The 17346-nt window shown below is 47.8% G+C and carries 17 protein-coding genes, 1 pseudogene and 1 other annotated feature; of the genes and pseudogenes, 2 read left to right on the top strand and 16 right to left on the bottom strand.

Features of this window, described 5'->3' with window-relative positions; genetic code table 11:
- Nucleotides 1–39: 39 nt before the first annotated feature.
- Complete coding sequence (cwlJ, locus tag CVV77_RS14775; protein ID WP_003241308.1) at nucleotides 40–468, bottom strand: cell wall hydrolase CwlJ; 429 nt, start codon at nucleotides 466–468, stop codon at nucleotides 40–42.
- Nucleotides 469–550: 82 nt separating this feature from the next.
- The gene (locus CVV77_RS14770; RefSeq protein ID WP_100275754.1) at nucleotides 551–1789 is read right to left on the bottom strand and encodes a serpin family protein; all 1239 of its coding nucleotides are present in this window, start codon (nucleotides 1787–1789) and stop codon (nucleotides 551–553) included.
- A gap of 112 nt (nucleotides 1790–1901) precedes the next feature.
- Between CVV77_RS14770 and CVV77_RS14765 the strand changes: the two genes are divergently transcribed.
- Nucleotides 1902–2288 (top strand): YndM family protein, encoded by a 387-nt coding sequence (locus CVV77_RS14765; protein WP_003241312.1) that lies wholly within the window; start codon nucleotides 1902–1904, stop codon nucleotides 2286–2288.
- Nucleotides 2248–2381: pseudogene (locus tag CVV77_RS22070) on the top strand (hypothetical protein). The gene CVV77_RS14765 and the pseudogene CVV77_RS22070 overlap by 41 nt, the downstream one beginning before the upstream one ends.
- On the opposite strand, the gene CVV77_RS14760 reads toward CVV77_RS22070, so the two are convergent.
- From CVV77_RS14760 to glnL, 14 genes are all read right to left on the bottom strand, one after another.
- On the bottom strand, nucleotides 2342–3028 hold the full coding sequence (locus CVV77_RS14760; RefSeq protein ID WP_100275945.1) for an ABC transporter permease: 687 nt from the start codon (nucleotides 3026–3028) through the stop codon (nucleotides 2342–2344). The pseudogene CVV77_RS22070 and the gene CVV77_RS14760 sit on opposite strands and share 40 nt — an antisense overlap.
- 18 nt (nucleotides 3029–3046) lie before the next feature.
- The gene (locus tag CVV77_RS14755; RefSeq protein WP_100275753.1) at nucleotides 3047–3970 is read right to left on the bottom strand and encodes an ABC transporter ATP-binding protein; all 924 of its coding nucleotides are present in this window, start codon (nucleotides 3968–3970) and stop codon (nucleotides 3047–3049) included.
- Between the two features lie 94 nt (nucleotides 3971–4064).
- Nucleotides 4065–5000, bottom strand: a complete 936-nt coding sequence (locus tag CVV77_RS14750) for a HAMP domain-containing histidine kinase (RefSeq protein WP_100275752.1) — start codon at nucleotides 4998–5000, stop codon at nucleotides 4065–4067.
- A 1-nt stretch (nucleotide 5001) separates the two neighbouring features.
- On the bottom strand, nucleotides 5002–5682 hold the full coding sequence (gene ycbL, locus CVV77_RS14745; RefSeq protein ID WP_080010731.1) for a two-component system response regulator YcbL: 681 nt from the start codon (nucleotides 5680–5682) through the stop codon (nucleotides 5002–5004).
- Nucleotides 5683–5778: 96 nt separating this feature from the next.
- Entirely contained in the window at nucleotides 5779–6717 is a 939-nt protein-coding gene (locus CVV77_RS14740) for a DMT family transporter (RefSeq protein WP_100275751.1), read from the bottom strand.
- A gap of 20 nt (nucleotides 6718–6737) precedes the next feature.
- On the bottom strand, nucleotides 6738–6899 hold the full coding sequence (locus CVV77_RS14735; protein ID WP_003241325.1) for a hypothetical protein: 162 nt from the start codon (nucleotides 6897–6899) through the stop codon (nucleotides 6738–6740).
- 93 nt (nucleotides 6900–6992) lie between these two features.
- Nucleotides 6993–7240: a binding site (T-box leader), on the bottom strand.
- 56 nt (nucleotides 7241–7296) lie between these two features.
- On the bottom strand, nucleotides 7297–8217 hold the full coding sequence (gene mphK / locus CVV77_RS14730) for a macrolide 2'-phosphotransferase MphK (RefSeq protein WP_100275750.1): 921 nt from the start codon (nucleotides 8215–8217) through the stop codon (nucleotides 7297–7299).
- Nucleotides 8218–8494: 277 nt separating this feature from the next.
- Nucleotides 8495–10027 (bottom strand): galactarate dehydratase, encoded by a 1533-nt coding sequence (garD, locus tag CVV77_RS14725; RefSeq protein ID WP_100275749.1) that lies wholly within the window; start codon nucleotides 10025–10027, stop codon nucleotides 8495–8497.
- Between the two features lie 93 nt (nucleotides 10028–10120).
- The gene (locus tag CVV77_RS14720; protein WP_003241331.1) at nucleotides 10121–10822 is read right to left on the bottom strand and encodes a FadR/GntR family transcriptional regulator; all 702 of its coding nucleotides are present in this window, start codon (nucleotides 10820–10822) and stop codon (nucleotides 10121–10123) included.
- Between the two features lie 69 nt (nucleotides 10823–10891).
- Nucleotides 10892–12259, bottom strand: a complete 1368-nt coding sequence (gudD, locus tag CVV77_RS14715) for a glucarate dehydratase (RefSeq protein ID WP_100275748.1) — start codon at nucleotides 12257–12259, stop codon at nucleotides 10892–10894.
- Between the two features lie 36 nt (nucleotides 12260–12295).
- Nucleotides 12296–13663: a glucarate transporter GudP gene (gene gudP, locus CVV77_RS14710; protein ID WP_100275747.1), complete on the bottom strand. Its 1368-nt coding sequence runs from the start codon at nucleotides 13661–13663 to the stop codon at nucleotides 12296–12298.
- An 84-nt stretch (nucleotides 13664–13747) separates the two neighbouring features.
- Nucleotides 13748–15214: an alpha-ketoglutaric semialdehyde dehydrogenase GucD gene (gene gucD, locus CVV77_RS14705; RefSeq protein WP_100275944.1), complete on the bottom strand. Its 1467-nt coding sequence runs from the start codon at nucleotides 15212–15214 to the stop codon at nucleotides 13748–13750.
- 32 nt (nucleotides 15215–15246) lie between these two features.
- The gene (gene kdgD, locus CVV77_RS14700) at nucleotides 15247–16173 is read right to left on the bottom strand and encodes a 5-dehydro-4-deoxyglucarate dehydratase (protein WP_084993167.1); all 927 of its coding nucleotides are present in this window, start codon (nucleotides 16171–16173) and stop codon (nucleotides 15247–15249) included.
- A gap of 226 nt (nucleotides 16174–16399) precedes the next feature.
- The gene (glnL, locus tag CVV77_RS14690; protein WP_100275746.1) at nucleotides 16400–17344 is read right to left on the bottom strand and encodes a glutamine utilization two-component system response regulator GlnL; all 945 of its coding nucleotides are present in this window, start codon (nucleotides 17342–17344) and stop codon (nucleotides 16400–16402) included.
- Nucleotides 17345–17346: the final 2 nt, after the last annotated feature.

Genomic DNA, 17346 nt, shown 5'->3' with positions numbered 1-17346 from the left:
CAAAGAAAAACACCGTTCAATTTGAACGGCGTCCTGTCTCTAAAATGTGTTATATACATTTTCACACGTTTCCGCTGTCGGCTGATAAAAGCAGTGTGACTTAAATCTGGCCACAAACGGCTGGTTATACCACTGGGATGGACAGTTTCCCTCCGGCCTGAAGTACCACAAACTAAATTTTGCAGGCCAGCGTCTTTCACCGTTTATTGACCGGCGTGCCAGGCTCCGCTCGCTTTCCCGTGCTCTTTGATAAAAATATCCATGAGTTACAGCCTCAAACGCGTGCGGCTGAAAAATCATCTGCCTGATGGTGCGAAGGCCTTTAAAATCTGAGCAGTTTGCCCGCAGCCGATTGATTCCCACGTTGCCGACAAGCAGCATCCCCTGCTTGCCTTCGCCTTCCGCTTCTGCTCTGAGCAGCCTTGCCAGCAAATCGACATCCGCACTCGTTGCTTTCACGACCGCCATCACGTCACCTCCCCTTGATCTCCCTTCATCATATTTCATTACTTCAAAAGTGATGACGGAGGGACAAGAGAAGTTTTTAAATTTATTCATTCGGATTTGCGACAAAGCCTAAAAACAACAGGCATTTTGTTTGTTCATCTGTGATGACAAAGAAAAATGGGCGGTCCGCCGTCAAGGTAACATCTGGCGTGAGTGCGGACTCAACAATTTCAGCTGACGAGGCAGCCGCAGCCTCGGTTCCTGCTTCATCCACCTTGATAAATGTATGGTGATTCACATCATCGATCGAAACACCGCGGCCATCAGTAAACATGCTGGAAAAGTCAGCATCAGAAAAGACGGATTTCATCCCCATATCGCGAAGAGCATGTTTTAAGTTATACTTTCCTTTCAGCGTAAAACGGGGCAGGCTCAGCTCTACTGTTTTTGGCTGAAATGCGTTGTCCCATGCTTTTATGTTTTGATACGTGAAGAGAGACAAGAAAGAAGCCGGCTTTTTCTTCGGCAGAAATAAAGTGAAAGAAAGATGTTGATCTTCATATGGAAGCTTGACTGCTTGGAACAGTTCACTTTCTAGGTATTCGAGGCGTGCAGTCTGCTTCATCATCAGCAGTTTTTTGGCCGATCCGTCAGGCAGAAAAAAATGCTCCTCAGCGGTCACATGCTGGTCAAACGGCAGCGCCCACTTTTCTTGAAAGTAAACGGCGTTTATCAAAAGAGAAACAGCTTCCGGCGAAAGATGATCCGCTATGTCGTCAATATGCCCTTTTGTTTGGTGGGCCGTCCACTGATTGATCGAGTCCTCCGCGGTCTGAATATTGTCATCCATTTTAAAGATACTGCCGGAGAAGAATTGTTTAATCGTTTGTTTAAAGTCTGGCTTGGCTTCAGGCCTTGTCCATACAGCATTGGCCGTCAGCAGATCACCTTCAGACAAAGACTCAAAGCTTTTCATGAGCGCCAACGATGACTCATTTATGGCGCGATCATGAATGTCCGACAAATATAGAGCAGCTTTCATTTCTTTTAATGTATCTCCCTCCGCTCCATTTGCAGCCATCAGCAGCACTTGCTGCAAGCTGTATGGGGAGATCAGCAGATTGTCCGTGAATCCGTCTTTATCTGACATGTTTTGAAACAACACGGTTCCGAATATACGCTCCGCTTCAATAAAACCCTCATGAATGTCGTAAGCTTTGTTTTTTGCAGAATCAGATGAATCAGGTGATTGAGCAGATGATGCCGGTTCTTCAGCAGGTGGTTTGCACCCGCCCCCGAAAAGCATAAACATCAGCAGCACTGTGAACATCTTTCCTTTCATACAAACGATTCACTCCCTTTATATGGACTGTGCAAACACAATCTAAGGTTTAACTTTCTGCATTTGAGGAATCATACATAACAAATCGAATCACAGAAGGAGGCAGTTTGGAATGACACATGTGAAAGCGCTCGCGATTAAAGGTATTATGACGATTATTGTGTTGTATCTAGTGCTTGGTTTGGGCTTTGGTTTCACATTTGGTGATACGCTCTTAATGACGATTGTGTTAGGGGTTGTTTCTTATTTGCTGGGCGATCTTTATGTATTGCCGAGATGGAATAATATGATTGCGACGTTAGCTGATTTCGGTCTGGCCTTTCTCGTCATTTGGCTGATGGGCATGCCGCTTTCTATGGGGATGACTGGCGGTGAAGTTGCATTGGCGGCTTTATTCGGCGCGATCGCCATGGCAATCGGTGAATATTGCTTCCACTTCTATATGATGAGCAAAGAGATTGGCAAGAAGCATTATCTTGAAACAAGAACAGATTCATAGTAGAAAGGCCGGTGCTGGCAGCATCGGCCTATTATGATATTGGGCGCCTTTGTTTACGCGTCCTGCTTGTCTGCGTTCCTGATCGCCATGTAGGAAAAAACCAAACCAAAAGCCGCTAAAGATAATGGGATATAAACAACAGACGAAATGGAGAAACCCGGGCTTGTTGAACTGATGAGCATAACAATCACTACAGACGAAATGATGGTTGCCGGAACCGAGTGTTTACGCATCCCAAAAAAGATGGGAACTAAACTGGTTCCAGCGGCGCCAAAAGCGAAAACCGCCATTTTTATGGCCTGCTGAGAAATGATCTCGGAAGTAAGCTCTCCCGGTATGAAATGGTAGATCGAGTTCAGCCAAAAGAAGCCGGCGGCAATGAGTATGTTCGAAAGTAAAATCGTGATAAACGTCAGTCCGCCCGCGATCATGAGCTTAGCAGTGAGCAGTTTCTTACGGCTGATCGGGTACGTAAACATCACAAGAATGGTTTTGTTTTTATATTCCGAAATCACCAACTTTGCGATCAGCACTGCGCCAAAAACGATAAATACCGCTCTGACAAAAGTGCCGATGATGAGAAACGCTTCCTCTATGCTTTGGAACGAAACCCCGCCATCTGCTTTTTCTGAATAACTGATCAGCCACAAAAAACCCATGATAATCAGATTGGCAATAAGGACACCTCTGACATACCAGCCCACCTTCATTTTTCTTAATTCAATTCTGATCAAATTCATCAACGTGTCTCTCCTCCTTTACGCACTGATGCTATTGCCGTTGATCAAGTTGATAAAATAATCCTCCAGCGACGTATACTTTTTGTTCATTGATTCAATGTCTACATCATTTAAAATCAGCGCTTTGGATATGGCAGCTTGAGAGGCTTCTGCCTCGTAAATCCGAATCGTTTTCTCATTTAAGATTTTAAAGTTGGTTAATCGCAGCTCTCTCTCCAGTACAAAGCAGGCCCTTGTCTGATTCGGCGTGACAAGCTCGATGTATTCAGTGTTCTGGCCTCTGACATCTTCCATTGACACCTCTTCTAGCAGCCTGCCCTCCCGAATGACGCCGATCGTGTCCGCAATTTGTTCGATTTCACTCAGCAAGTGGCTTGAGATCAGCAGCGTCATACCGTACTCTTTACTCAGCACTTGAAACAATTGTCTGATCTTTTTAATGCCGATAGGGTCAAGACCATTCACCGGCTCATCCAAAATGAGCAGGTCCGGCTTCGTGAGGATGGCACGCGCAATCCCAAGACGCTGCTTCATACCGAGCGAAAATGTTTTGACGGGCTTCTTGTCGATTTGTTTTAAATTCACCATATCCAGCACTTCTTGAATGGCTTTTTTATTGTGGTACCCCATGTATTCACAATGCAGATCTAAATTTTCTGCAGCTGACAGGTTTTCATAAAAAATCGGATATTCAATCATGCTGCCGATGTTCCCCAGCACCTCGTATGACGTGTGGGTGAGCTTATTTCCTAGGATGCTGATTTCACCGCTTGTCGGTTTGACAAGGCTCATCAGCATTTTCATAATGGTTGTTTTCCCCGCGCCGTTTGGGCCGAGAAAGCCATAGATTTCGCCTTTTTTAATATGCATGCTGACATTGGAGACGACTTCTTTGCCCTCATACGTTTTGGTCAGTCCGTTTGTTTGTACGATATAAGTCAACTTTGTTTCTCCTTCCCTCTCTTTTCCTGTTTTCTATTGTAGCGGCGGGCCCTGTCATTTTTATTTCTCAAATCTTAAGAAATTCTTACGTTTGTTAATATGTCATGCGTTTCAATGTGATCGTAAATGCAGTCCGTTCGTACGGCTTGCTTTGAACGGATATGGCGCCTCCCATTTTTTCTGTAAGCCGTTTCGTGATGGTTAAACCGAGACCGCTTCCTTGAAATGCTTTATTTCTTGATTCTTCAAGTGTGTACAGCCTCTCAAACACACGCTGCTGATCGGTTTCACTGATCCCTTTTCCCCGATCCCATACGGTGACGGCAATGTTCGTTTCATCATACGACAGCGTCATGCCGATAAACTTACCGGCCGCGCCATATTGAATTGCGTTGGATAATAGGTTTTGCAGGATTCTGTCCAATGCCTCTTCATTCGCCTGCGCATACACCGGCGTATCCGGGATTTCGATGGCTGCTTGAAAGCCTTTTAACTGAACAGCGTCATAATAGTGCAGGATATTTCGTTTGCATATGTCGTTCATATGTATTTTGGTGATCGGGATGTCTTTATCTTCAGATTCTAATTTGGCTAAATCAAAAAAGGAGTTGATCATCTGAATGAGTTCATTTGTTTTCTGGTGGAGCTTCCCCAGCAATCTTTCCCGCTCTTCGTCCGGCATGTCCGGGTCACTTTGAATCGTTTCGATATAGCCAAGAATGACCGTTAACGGCGTTTTAAGATCGTGCGACATGTTGGTCAGCATCCGCTTCATGGAGTGCTCTGTTTTGGCAAACCGGGCGCTGATCTGCTGACGATTCTCAACGAAAAGGTTGATGTTAACAAGCAGGTCTTTGAGTGCCTGATCGTCTGTATGAAGCAAAATTTGCCCTGCCGAATCCCGGTTGAGCATGGCGCCAAGCTGTTCTGCCATGTACGCCAGATTTCCGTCCCGCTTCTTTTTCATCATGAATTGAATCACATTCAGACACGCCAGAACGATGACAGCGGCCATCCATAACACTGTCATTCTAAAACTCTCCTAATTTATAACCGATGCCCCATAACGTTTTAATGTATTGTGGAGAAGAGGGGTCATCTTCAATCTTTTCTCTGAGCCGCCGCATATGTACGTTAATGATATTTTGATCGTCAAAGTACTCGTTATTCCAGACGGAACGGTAGATTTGTTCTTTCGTAAACACTTTTTTAGGATTTGCCGCAAATAGGCACAGCAGCTGCCATTCTGTTGACGTCAGCTGAAGCGGCTTCCCATTTTTCATAACTGAGACATTGTCTATATCTATCGTAAGCTGGTGAATCCGGATCACCTTATTCTCAGCCGGTTCCTCCGCCGAATATTGCGTCGCCCGCCGTATCGCGGCTTTTACTCTGGCTGTCAGCTCAATCATCGAAAATGGTTTGGCGATATAATCATCTGCCCCAAATCCCAGTCCCAATGCCTTGTCCACATCTCCGTCTTTTGCCGAAATCATTAAAACCGGAACGTTGCTTTTTTCCCGGATGATTTTCAGAAAATCCATGCCGTTCAGCTTCGGGAGCATGATATCAAGCAAAATCAAATCGTATGAATCCTGCTGAAACAGCCGGATGCCTTCTTCACCGTCGAAAGCATGTACCATTTCAAAACCTTCTTTTGTTAAATAATGATCCACCATTTCACTGATTGAATGGTCGTCTTCTACTAGCAATATGCGCTGCATCTTCTCACCTAACCTTTGCAAAATCAAAAAACACACACGTGATTACACTTATTGTAATTGAAAAACGTGTGTGTTTTACAAAAATTATTCATTTTTACCTGTTTTCAGTTTTCTATATTCCATGCCCGTTATGATAATAAATACGGCTGCGCATCCAATGGTTTGAGTAAGCTGGAGACGCTCACCGAGAAATAAGGCTCCAAAGAAAATTGTCAGGACAGGCCCTGCCATTGAAATAGTGGCAGCTCGCAGTGCCCCGATTCGTTTTATGCCCTCAAGCATCAGCACAAATGGAATCACAGTGGAGACGACTGCGATGAACACAAACAAACCGTACACAGCAAGCGGATATGCTGTCATTGGCGTATTCATGCCGATCGCCGCCTTTATGCCTGTGTAAAGCATCATGGCCGCTCCGGCTGCTGTCATCCCGTATGCATTGAGTCGGATGCCGCCGATTTGATGGACGAGACGCCCGGAAAGGACAAGATAACCAGCATAAACGGCCGAGGATAACAAAATGAATACAGATCCAATCATATTCGCCTGAAAAAGCTCAGCATTCCAGCCGCCGAGCGCAAAGAAAAAACCGATCATGACCATCAGCACTGCGAAAAGGTCTTGGATGGAAACCATTTTCCGGTCACGACACGCGTTGAATCCGATCATAAACACCGGATAGCTCATCAGCAAAATACGCTCAACCATTGCGGATACATGGTTCAGCCCGATAAAATCAAACAAGGGAGACAGAAAAAAACAAAACACTCCCGCGACACACGCCCTCCATAGATCCCCTTTTTTCATACCGTCTGGGATTGGCGGACGGTATAACAAAAAAATCAGCCAAAACAGTGGAACGGCAAACAGCTGCCTGTATAACAATACCGCGTCTGGCTCAGCACCCATTTCATATGCGCATTTAATCCAAATCGACTTAGATGCAAAACAAACCGTTCCGATCAGCAAAAAAACCGTCCCTGCCGATGCCTTGCGAATCTCACTCTGCTCTTCTAATCTCATCTCAGCTCAGCTTTTCTCCTTTACTTGTTCAAATGCTTTTGTATAAAATCCAGAAGCGTATTTCCTTGAGCCGTCAGAATGACACCCTTCCCGCCGCAAGCTGGACATGGGCTGCCTTCGATTTCTCCTGCTCTTTCACACTCAGGGCATGCGACCTCAAGATCATCAGTTGCAATGACCATTTGACATCCTCCTTTCCTATTTTCTGTTATGCACCACCAGCCATCATCCATTGGCCGTCACCTCCTTTAAGACACAAAAAACCCCCGTCCTATGCAAAGGACGAGGGTCTCGCGGTACCACCTTTATTAACAGCTATACAGCCGTTCACTCTCAGTACAGAAAACATCCGTTTCGATACTCCTCTCTTGGTAACGGGGAGAGAATCCCGGCATCGCCTACTATCCGTTCAGCAAAGCAATTCAGAAGCCCATTCGGCATCAGGGGAGGGTCGGTTCACACCTGCCACCGACTCTCTGAACCTCCACACTGATGCGTACTTACTCTTCCTCACGATTGTTGATCCGTTCTTTTGTTAGTAAAATTTATAATACTCGGTTAATTTAAAGAAGTCAATTCTTAATCCGATTTTACGCCGAGTGCTTCCAGCGCCATATTGATGTGCTCCTCCTGCTGTGTATGCAGAGCAAACTTGGCAACTTCCAGCGGATATGCCGCCTGCATCTCTGCGATGTGTTCCTGCATTTTTGCCCATATGCGGCCGCCTGCTTGATGATAGTATTCAAGCAAACGGGCGGTTTCCTCTTCCCCGAACAGCATTTGATAAAAGATAAAATCTTTTGCCGGATCGGCGACTTTGGCTTCTGTCCAATCCAGAAGGCCTGTGACATGTTCGTTTTGGCCAATCAAAATATGCGCCGGGTGGAGATCGCCGTGTATCAGTGCGGAAAATCCCGGCCAATATGCATCATCATTTATCCACGTTTGCCATCTTTGCCAAAGCTGTTCAGACACTCCAAGCTTGTTCTTTACGTCATCCATAGAATCAACTGTGTTTCGCCTGACTTCTTCCGGACTCATCACTTTTATACCGGATTGGCAAGCGTCTGCTGGGTTCACTCCATGTAATTCAGCCAGTATCTCGGCAAGTGTCCGTATAAAATGGTCTGACGGCGGCTGATGATTCATATTCCATACATACTGTTTCTGTTCCAAATCAATCCCAGCAGCTGGCGTTCCTTTTAACATTGGGTAAGCAATCAATTCAGGTGTATGAATTTTCCAATCTGGCACATCAGCTGTAAGAACCGTGCGGAGAAAGGCAAGCGTTCTGCCTTCTGAAGCAGCTCTTTCAACAACATCACTTCGCCGCGGTTTTCGCAGCACCCATGGCATACCTGTATCGTCCTCGACGAATACAACTTGAAAATCCATTCCAGTTTCATTTAATTTCGCGTTTTCAGAGTGAACCGCCAAACCTTGATTGCGTGCAAGCGCGACAGTCTCTGTGATCAGCTGCATGTCGTTCTGGTTTGTCATCTCTTTTCCCCTTTCTCATGCTCCGCCTGTCGTTAGAGAGAAGGGATGTTTTGAAGGCGCAAAAAAGAGGGCAGCATTGCCACCCTCTTTTTATTACGATATAAGGGCTTATACATAGGCAGATCCATCCCGATTCTCCGCATTCAGGCGAGAGTCGTTCACTATTGAATTCGTGTCAATCGGAATCTAATGAATGCCATGCTGTAACCCCTCCGTTCTTTGTACGTTGATTTCCATTTTACATCATATTCCAAATCTGATCTACTAGAACAATGAATCAAGTCACTGAAGCAGGATTAAACAAGCACAAATCATTATGAAGGCCCCAACGGTCCGCCCACGTTTGTTTGCGGCCGCTTGCCACATCCAGAATCGTCCTGAAGATCTCCCAGCCTACGTCTTCAATACTGGCCTCCCCTGTCGCGATTCGCCCGGCATTGATATCGATTAAATCCGCCCAATGCTCTGATAATGAATGCCGTGTTGAAACTTTCAGCACCGGTGCAGCGGCCAAGCCGTACGGTGTTCCCCTTCCTGTCGTAAAAACCTGCAGATTCATTCCCGCCGCCAGCTGCAGGGTTCCGCACACAAAATCGCTTGCCGGTGTCGCCGCGAACAGCAGGCCTTTTTGCTCCGCTCTTTCACCTGGGCCGAGCACGCCGGAGATGGGGCTTGTGCCTGATTTTGCTACCGATCCTAACGCTTTTTCCACCACATTGGATAATCCGCCTTTTTTATTGCCTGGTGATGGGTTCGCGCTGCGGTCAGCTTCTCCCCGCCGAAGATAGCTGTCATACCACTTCATCTCTTTGATCAGCGATTGTCCAACCTCTTCACTGACAGCCCGCGGCGTTAATAAATGAATGGCATCCCGCACCTCTGTCACTTCAGAAAACAAAACCGTCGCACCTGCTCGAACCAATAAATCAGCCGCATACCCCACCGCAGGATTCGCCGTCACGCCGGAAAACGCATCACTGCCGCCGCATTGCAGGCCGATAACCAGATCAGAAGCAGGGCAGGTCACACGGGTTCTGCTGTTTAGCCTGATTAGCCGTTCCTCCGCCATTTCCAAAATGGATTGAATCATCGCTGCAAAACCTTGATGATCTTGGAGTGATAGGATGTCATCGTGATTCTGAGGCGCAATTCTTGCCGGGAGGAGCTTTTCACATCCCAATCCGATCACCATTACTTCCCCGCCGAAATTCGGATGCTTCGCCAGATTTTGAATCGTGCGAATCGGAATGACAGCGTCCGGCGCATTGATGGCCACACCGCATCCGTATTGATGATGCAGCGGCACGACATCATCGACATTTGGATATTTCGGCAGCAGCTCTTCTTTTATCCGTTTGACCGCATAATCCAAAACGCCAACGACACATTGAACACTTGTGGTGATACCAAGAATATTTTTTGTCCCCGCACTGCCGTCCGGATTCCGATATCCTTCAAACGTGTAGCCCTCAAGAGGCGACAGAGGTTTGGGCACTCTGTTTGCGAGAGGAAGATCGTCTAAAGCCGGAGGAGCAGGCATTCTTACCAAGGCTTCCCGAATCCAGCTCCCTCGTTTGATCGTCTCATCGGCAAATCCGATCACCTCTCCGTAACGCACAATCTCATCCCCTTGATTGAGATCGGCTAAGGCGACCTTATGGCCTTGAGGGACATCCTCTTCAAGTACGAGCCCGCATGAAAACACAGTGCCCTTTGGCAGCCCGCCATCATTGACAATAATCGCCGTGTTATCTGTTTCATTCACTTTGATGTAAAGGGGCGCTTGGTTCTGCCTGAGGTTCATCGCCATAAGAAAATCACTCCTCATATCATAGTAAGCGTTTTCTAAATCGCTTCAAAAAAAGCCGCAGATCTTACGTTTCAACTGCGGCTGTCTCAACAATTATTGATCATCCATGCCCATCAGAATTTTGTCACGGACAAATTTCAGATGCTCATACATGTGGTAATGCGCTTTGTAAGGGTCTCTTTTGGCAAGAGCGTCGTAGATTTTTTTATGATATTCAACCGTTACATCCCTCTCCCTGTACGGAATCTGGCTGTCAATTTTCGCATGGGTGATCAGCAGGGATTGAATCATCCCTTCGACAACGGGATTATTGGCACTTAATGCTATAATTCGATGGAATTCTTTATCTGCTTCACCATAAAGATTGTCAGTGCTGTTGGCGATGTCGTCGATTGTCTTCTGCAAACGCTGAAGCTCATCCTCATTGATTTTTTCCGCGGCAATCGTCACGAGTCCGAGTTCTAATGCCATCCGCGCTTCAATGATCGCCGGAAGATTATCAGTCGCCAAGGCAAGCATGACGGAAAATGGCTGCATGCCGATTTTATCGTTGAAATACGTGCCGCCGCGGGTTTTTCTCGTAATGACGCCCAGCGTTTCAAGTGAACTCAGCGCCTCCCGAAGCACCGGCCTGCTGACATGCAAAATGTCCATCAGTTCCATTTCTGTCGGCAATTTGTCTCCGGCCTTTAACTGTCCGCTCGACAATAAATGGACAATCCGTTCAATGACCTGCTTGGCTAATGTTTTCCGATTGACTGTATCGACTTTCAGATCTTCTAAACCTTCGTACACGAACAACTCTCCCTTCAGTTGTTCAATTGTAAGACAAAATAGCCAATATGACAATATTTACAATCAAACTTATCGCACAAGACACGGGCGTTTCCGGTCAAACTCCCAGTTGCTGATCAGAAACTGCATAGGGACCGCGTCATTTCGCGCGCCTAAATTCATTTTTCGATAGAGGTCATGCGCTTTTTCGACTTGTTCCATATCAATGTCGACGCCAAGACCAGGCTTATTTGGCACCTTGACACAGCCATCAGCAATCTCAAAAGGCTGTTTCGTTAAACGCTGCCCGTCCTGCCAGATCCAATGGGTATCAATCGCCGTGATGCGCCCCGGAGCCGCTGCTGCCACATGGGTAAACATCGCAAGGGAGATATCAAAGTGGTTATTGGAGTGGGAGCCCCATGTCAAACCCCAATCATGGCACATTTGCGCAACCCGCACCGAACCCTGCATCGTCCAGAAATGAGGATCAGCCAGCGGGATATCCACCGCATGAAGCTGAATCGCGTGACCCATTTCCCGCCAGTCGGTCGCAATCATATTTGTCGCGGTCGGGAGCCCTGTCGCGCGGCGGAATTCAGCCATCACTTCACGTGCGGAGTAGCCACTCTCATCTCCGCACGGGTCTTCCGCATACGCGAGCACATCATGCTTTCCTTTGCATAATGCAATGGCTTCCTCTAATGACCACGCCCCGTTCGGATCAAGGGTGATCCTTGCCTCTGGAAAACGTTTTGATAATGCGGTGACAGCTTCGATTTCATCCTCTCCTGACAGCACCCCGCCTTTCAGCTTGAAATCCTGAAAGCCGTAGCGCTCCTGTGCGGATTCGGCAAGACGTACTATTGCCTCCGGCGTCAGCGCTTCCTCATGGCGGAGACGGAACCACGCACAATCTGACTGCTCATCACTTTGATAAGGCAAGGTCGTCCGCTTTCGGTCGCCGATGTAAAAGAGGTAGCCGAGCATTTTTACTTCATCACGCTGCTTCCCTTCACCCAATAAAGCCGCAACCGGTTCCTGAAGAAACTTTCCAAGCAAATCTAACAAAGCCGCTTCCAGCGCTGTAACGGCGTGGACCGTGGTGCGCAAATCAAACGTCTGGATTCCGCGTCCTCCCCTGTCCTGATCGGCAAACTGCTTTCTGACCGTTTGCAATATCGACTGGTACGCGCCAATGGATTTTCCGATAACAAGCGGCTCTGCCAGCTCCAGTGTGCGGCGGATGTGTTCTCCGCCAGGTACCTCGCCGACTCCCTGATTTCCGCTGCTGTCGGTTAAGATCACGATATTCCGGGTGAAAAACGGGCTGTGTGCGCCGCTCAGATTCAGCAGCATGCTGTCATGTCCCGCAACAGGGATCACCTTCATCGCACAAATTGAAGGAATATTCGATCTCTTTTCCTTTTGAACCTGCTCTTGTATTGGTGAACTCATGTTTTCTCCTCCTTATATAAAGCGCTTTCATAAATATTAGACAGGCAATGATTGATCGGGGTCTTGCTCTTGTTTCTTTAACACGACCCGTTTGATCGGCCCGACCAGCAGCAAGTAGCTGAGGATCGCCGCAATCGCGTTAGCACCGACAAACACGAGCGCGCCATTAAAAGATCCTGTGGCATTCACGATGTAGCCGATAATAATCGGGGTTGTGATCGAGGCAATATTTCCGAAAGTGTTGAACAAACCGCCGCTTAATCCTGCACACTCTTTCGGAGACGTGTCCGACACGACAGCCCATCCCAGTGCGCCGAAGCCTTTTCCGAAAAACGAGAGTGACATAATAACAACGACGAGCCACGCTGAGTCCGTGTAGTTGCAGACAATCATACTGCAAGACAGCAGCATGCCGATAATGATCGGCACTTTTCTTGCAAAGGTGAGCGAACGGCCTTTTTTGAGTAAGATGTCTGACACGATGCCCCCAAGCACACCCCCGGCAAATCCGCACAGCGCCGGCAGGGAAGCGACAAACCCTGCTTCAAGGATAGACATGCCGCGGGCCTGAACCAAATATACCGGAAACCATGTGAGAAAGAAATAGGTGAGAGTTGTAATGCAGTATTGCGCGATGTACACGCCAATCAGCATGCGGTTCGTTAACAGCTGTTTGATATAAGGCCATTTCGATTCTGTTTCTTGCTTGCCTTTGCTGTCATCCATGGAAATCAGCCCGCCGCCCTGTTCGATATAAGCAAGCTCAGCTTCGTTGACCTTCGGATGTTTTTTCGGTTCATACACCGTTTTTAGCCAGATGATAGCCAGAAGAATGCCCGCGGCACCCATGACAACGAAGACGGAATGCCAGCCGAAAGAGTGGGTGAGCCAGCCCATTAAAGGAGAAAAAATGACGATTGCGAAGTATTGAGCTGAATTAAAAAAGGCTGAAGCTGTCCCGCGCTCGGAGCTTGGGAACCATGAGGCAACAACTCTGCCGTTTCCGGGAAATGAAGGCGCTTCGGACAAGCCTACCAGAAAACGCAGTGCAAACAGCAGGATAATCGCTGTGCCGGCGGAGAAAAAACCAATCGCCCCTTGCAGCAGCGTAAAAAACGACCAGAAAAAGATGCTTAATGCAATAACAGTCTTTGAACCAAAGCGGTCCAGCAGCCAGCCGCCCGGAAGCTGCCCGATGACATAGGCCCAGCCAAAAGCAGAAAAGACATAGCCCATAGCGACCGAGTCCAATCCCAGATCATGCTGGACGGAATCTCCGGTGATGGAAAGCGTCGCCCGATCCGCGTAGTTAATAGAGGTCACAAGAAACAGCATAAAAACGATGAACCAGCGTACAGACGTTTTTTTGCCCGCCGGTGAAACATTCGCATAGTCTTTTTTCATAGTATCTTCTCCTTTTCAAAGTAGAGAATCATATGCTGGCTGTGATAAAGCTGGGAAAGAGACGTCCGCCTCTTTCCAGCACCATTACGGCTTCACAAAAACGGTTTTGATCGCAGTGAAAAAGTCCTTCGCCGCCTCACCCTGTTCGCGGGAGTGGGAGCTCGACTGCTTCATGCCGCCAAAAGGCGCCTGAAGCTCAACACCCGCGCTTTCCGCGTTAATCCGGACTAGCCCGGCGTCAATTTCATCAACGAATGAAAGCATTCGGCCGATGTTTTGCGTGAAAATGGATGCGCTTAAGCCGAACTTCACATCATTGGCGATGTCCAGCGCCTCCTCCATCGTGTCCACCTTGATCAAGGCGATCACCGGGCCGAAAATCTCCTCTTGTGCGATCGTCATCTCAGAGGTCACATTGTCAAAGATGGCAGGCTGAACATAATAGCCGTTTTGATACTTTCCATCCTCCAGCTTTTCTCCTCCGATCAAAAGGGAAGCGCCCTCCTGTTTGCCTTTCTCAATGTACGACAGGCAGTTATCAAGCTGATTCTTGCTGGCGATCGGTCCCATCCAGACATCCTCTTTTAAGCTGTCTCCAATCGTAATATCCTTTGTGTGCTGGAGCAGTTTTTCTTTAAAGCGGTCGTAAATTCCGCTTTGCACGATGACGCGGCTTGTCGCGGTGCACTTCTGGCCGGTTGAACGGAAGGCACCCGTAATGACAGCTTCAGCCGCAGCTTCAAGGTCAGCGTCATCGGCTACGATGACCGGGTTTTTCCCGCCCATTTCAAGCTGGTATTTGGCTCCTCTCGCTAAAGCGGCCTGCCCGATGATTTTCCCGACTTGATTGGAACCGGTAAACGTAACAGCGTTTACCCCGTTATGCTCAGCAAGCCCCTGCCCGACAACAGAACCTGGGCCTGTCACCAAATTGATGACTCCTGCCGGGAGCCCCGCTTCTTCAAAGCAAGCAATGATTTTCGCGCATGTCACGGCTGTTTCTGTCGCCGGTTTGATGACAACAGTATTGCCGTACACCAATGCCGGGGCCATCTTCCAAATCGGAATCGCCACCGGGAAGTTCCACGGAGAAATCACGCCAACCACACCGAGCGGAACACGTGTGGTGAACATGAGCGCGTCTTTGTCAGTAGACGGAATAACGTCACCCGTTTTGCGCATGCCTTCTCCGGCGTAATAGCGAAGAATGGCAATCCCGCGGGCTGTTTCCCCTTTCGCTTCCGGCAGTGTTTTTCCCATCTCACGTGTTGCGCAGGCGGCGATGTCTTCCAAGCGCTGCTCCATAATATCCGCTGTTTTGTATAAAAATTGGCCCCGCTCGGCCCCCGTCAGCTTTCTCCAAGCCGTTTTGGCCTCATTGGCGGCGGCGACAGCCCGTTCCACATCTTCAGCTGTTGAATTCTGTACATAGCCGACAATATCGTTTACATCCGCAGGGTTTTCAACCTTGACCATATCGCCTGATTGAGACTTAACCCACTCTCCGTTAATAAAGTTGAGATACGTGTTTTGTTCCGTGATCACAGACATGCCCATTGCCCCTTTCATATTTTTTCTGATCATCAAACCGTCGCGGCTTTTTTCGGAAAACGATCCGCCGCCTGCTTCAGAATCGCTTCTAATTGCTGATAATGATCTTTTTCAACCGGGCCGACAGGCGGTCTGGCTGTGTTTCTCACATTCAATCCCATGATCTCCATGCCCGCTTTAATCAAAGATACGGCATATCCTTTTCGTTGTTTGCGAATGTCGTTGATTGGGAGAATCACATGCTGATAGAGCTCTTTCACAAGCTCATCGTTTCCATTTTTCAATGCATCATAGAACATCCGGGAAATATGCGGAATATAATTTGAAATCGCTGAGGAATAGGAGTGAAACCCGATCGGCAGGTAAGCTGGCATCGTCACTTCAGCCATCGGCATTCCGTTGATCCATCCTAAGCGGTCGCCGAGCGTATAGACGAGGTTAATATTCAAATCCATGTTCCCCACCCCGTCCTTCACACCGACAAGCTGTTCACATTCGGTCAGCCGCTTGATCTGTTCAAGAGAGAGAACCGCGTTATCGCGCTGATAAAGAATCGCATTCAAATCGGTGCTTTCAATAATTGTTTTCGCATACTGATACAGCCCCTCCTGTTCGCCATGCACCAAATACGGAGGCAGGATCAAGTACCCGTCGGCGCCTTTTTTCTCCGACAGCTGCGCCCAGTCCAGCGCTGTGCTGAGGTTGCCGCCCACCCCCGTGTAAACCGGCACCTTTCCCCCGGCTGCCGAGACTGCGACTTCCACCATTTGCTCGTATTCTTTCTGGCTGAGAGATTGAAATTCACCAGACCCGCAAGCGATAAAAATCGCTTCCAAGCCTTCTTCCAGCAAAAACTCAATGTTTTGAAAAAGAGCTTCTTCCTCCAGTTTTCCTTGTGTATTAAAAGGTGCAACCGGAAAACCTAAAATTCCAGCGGGTGCTTTTCTCATACGGCTCATCAACATAACCTCCTGTTATTTGGATATACAGCCCCTGACTGAAAGCGCTTTTATTATTTTTTCTTTCATATCCGCCCCTTCCCTATATCCTTTTGTTTTATTGTAAGACAAATAAACAATAAGTCAATATCTTTATTTTCTGATATTTTTCAGAACCCAGGAAAAACGCTGTCTGGCCAGGGTTCTGCACAGCAAAAAAACAGCCGGTACTGCCGGCTGTTTTGGTTCACATGCTTCTTTGTTTCATCGTCTCGTGCAAAAGCTTTGCTTCCAAAAAGAACACGTGGATGAATTTTTTCATATTCACTTTCGCAGGGGCGAGAGGTTTTGCATCCTTTGATTGGAGTTCTTTCATTTTCTGGCTGACAACCGGAAAATCAAAGAATTTCGATGCATAGGTTTCAAATTTCGGATTGGAAAAATCCGTTGTGCCTAATGAAGCAAAATGGTGCAGCGAATGGATAATTGCTCTGCGGATGCGCTGCTCCGAGGCTTTCATTTCGCGATTGACTTCCGTTTGGGATGCTCCTGCGCCCAGCTTCCGTTCCGCTACTTGGATGAAGATCTGTTTTAGCGAAGGGATATGTTTTTCGTACGGCTCAGATTGCTCATGTTCTGCTAAATACTGCAGCACCGCCATGAGATCATGAGAGCCGCCTTCCCCCATCATGCCAAGCTCGGACAACAGGAATGTTCCTGCTTCTTTTAAGCCGCTGTCACTCTTCTGCTGAGGACGCGCTTTCCGTTCAGTCCGGTTGACAAGCCGGCTTAGAGAGTGCTGAATATCCCCAATCGAGTGCTCAAGCTCGATCCGTTCCTTCACCTTTTGGAGAACCGTGACAATTTCAATGCGGTTAATTGGCTTATGGATAAAATATTCGATGCCGAGCGAGTACGCTTCTCCGACCATTTCCTTCGCTTCCACTTGAGAGATCATCACGATCTTTCCGGAGTACGTATCCTGAAGCTGGCGAATCGTTTCAATGCCGTCCCGTCCGGGCATTAACAGATCGATTAATAAAATATCAATCTGCTTAAATTGCAGCATATGACCTTCCACCTGGCTTCCGTCTTCTGCTTCACCAGCAGCTTCCCCCAGATCCTCATCCTCAATGATCTGTCTTAAAATCGACCGTACCGCACGGTCATCATCAGCGATAAAAAAACGCATAG

It is taken from the genome of Bacillus sp. SN1 (assembly GCF_002796895.1).
GTDB classification, from domain to species: domain Bacteria; phylum Bacillota; class Bacilli; order Bacillales; family Bacillaceae; genus Bacillus; species Bacillus inaquosorum.
Note: the sequence above shows the minus strand (reverse complement) of the source record. Positions and strands in the feature narration are given on the sequence as shown.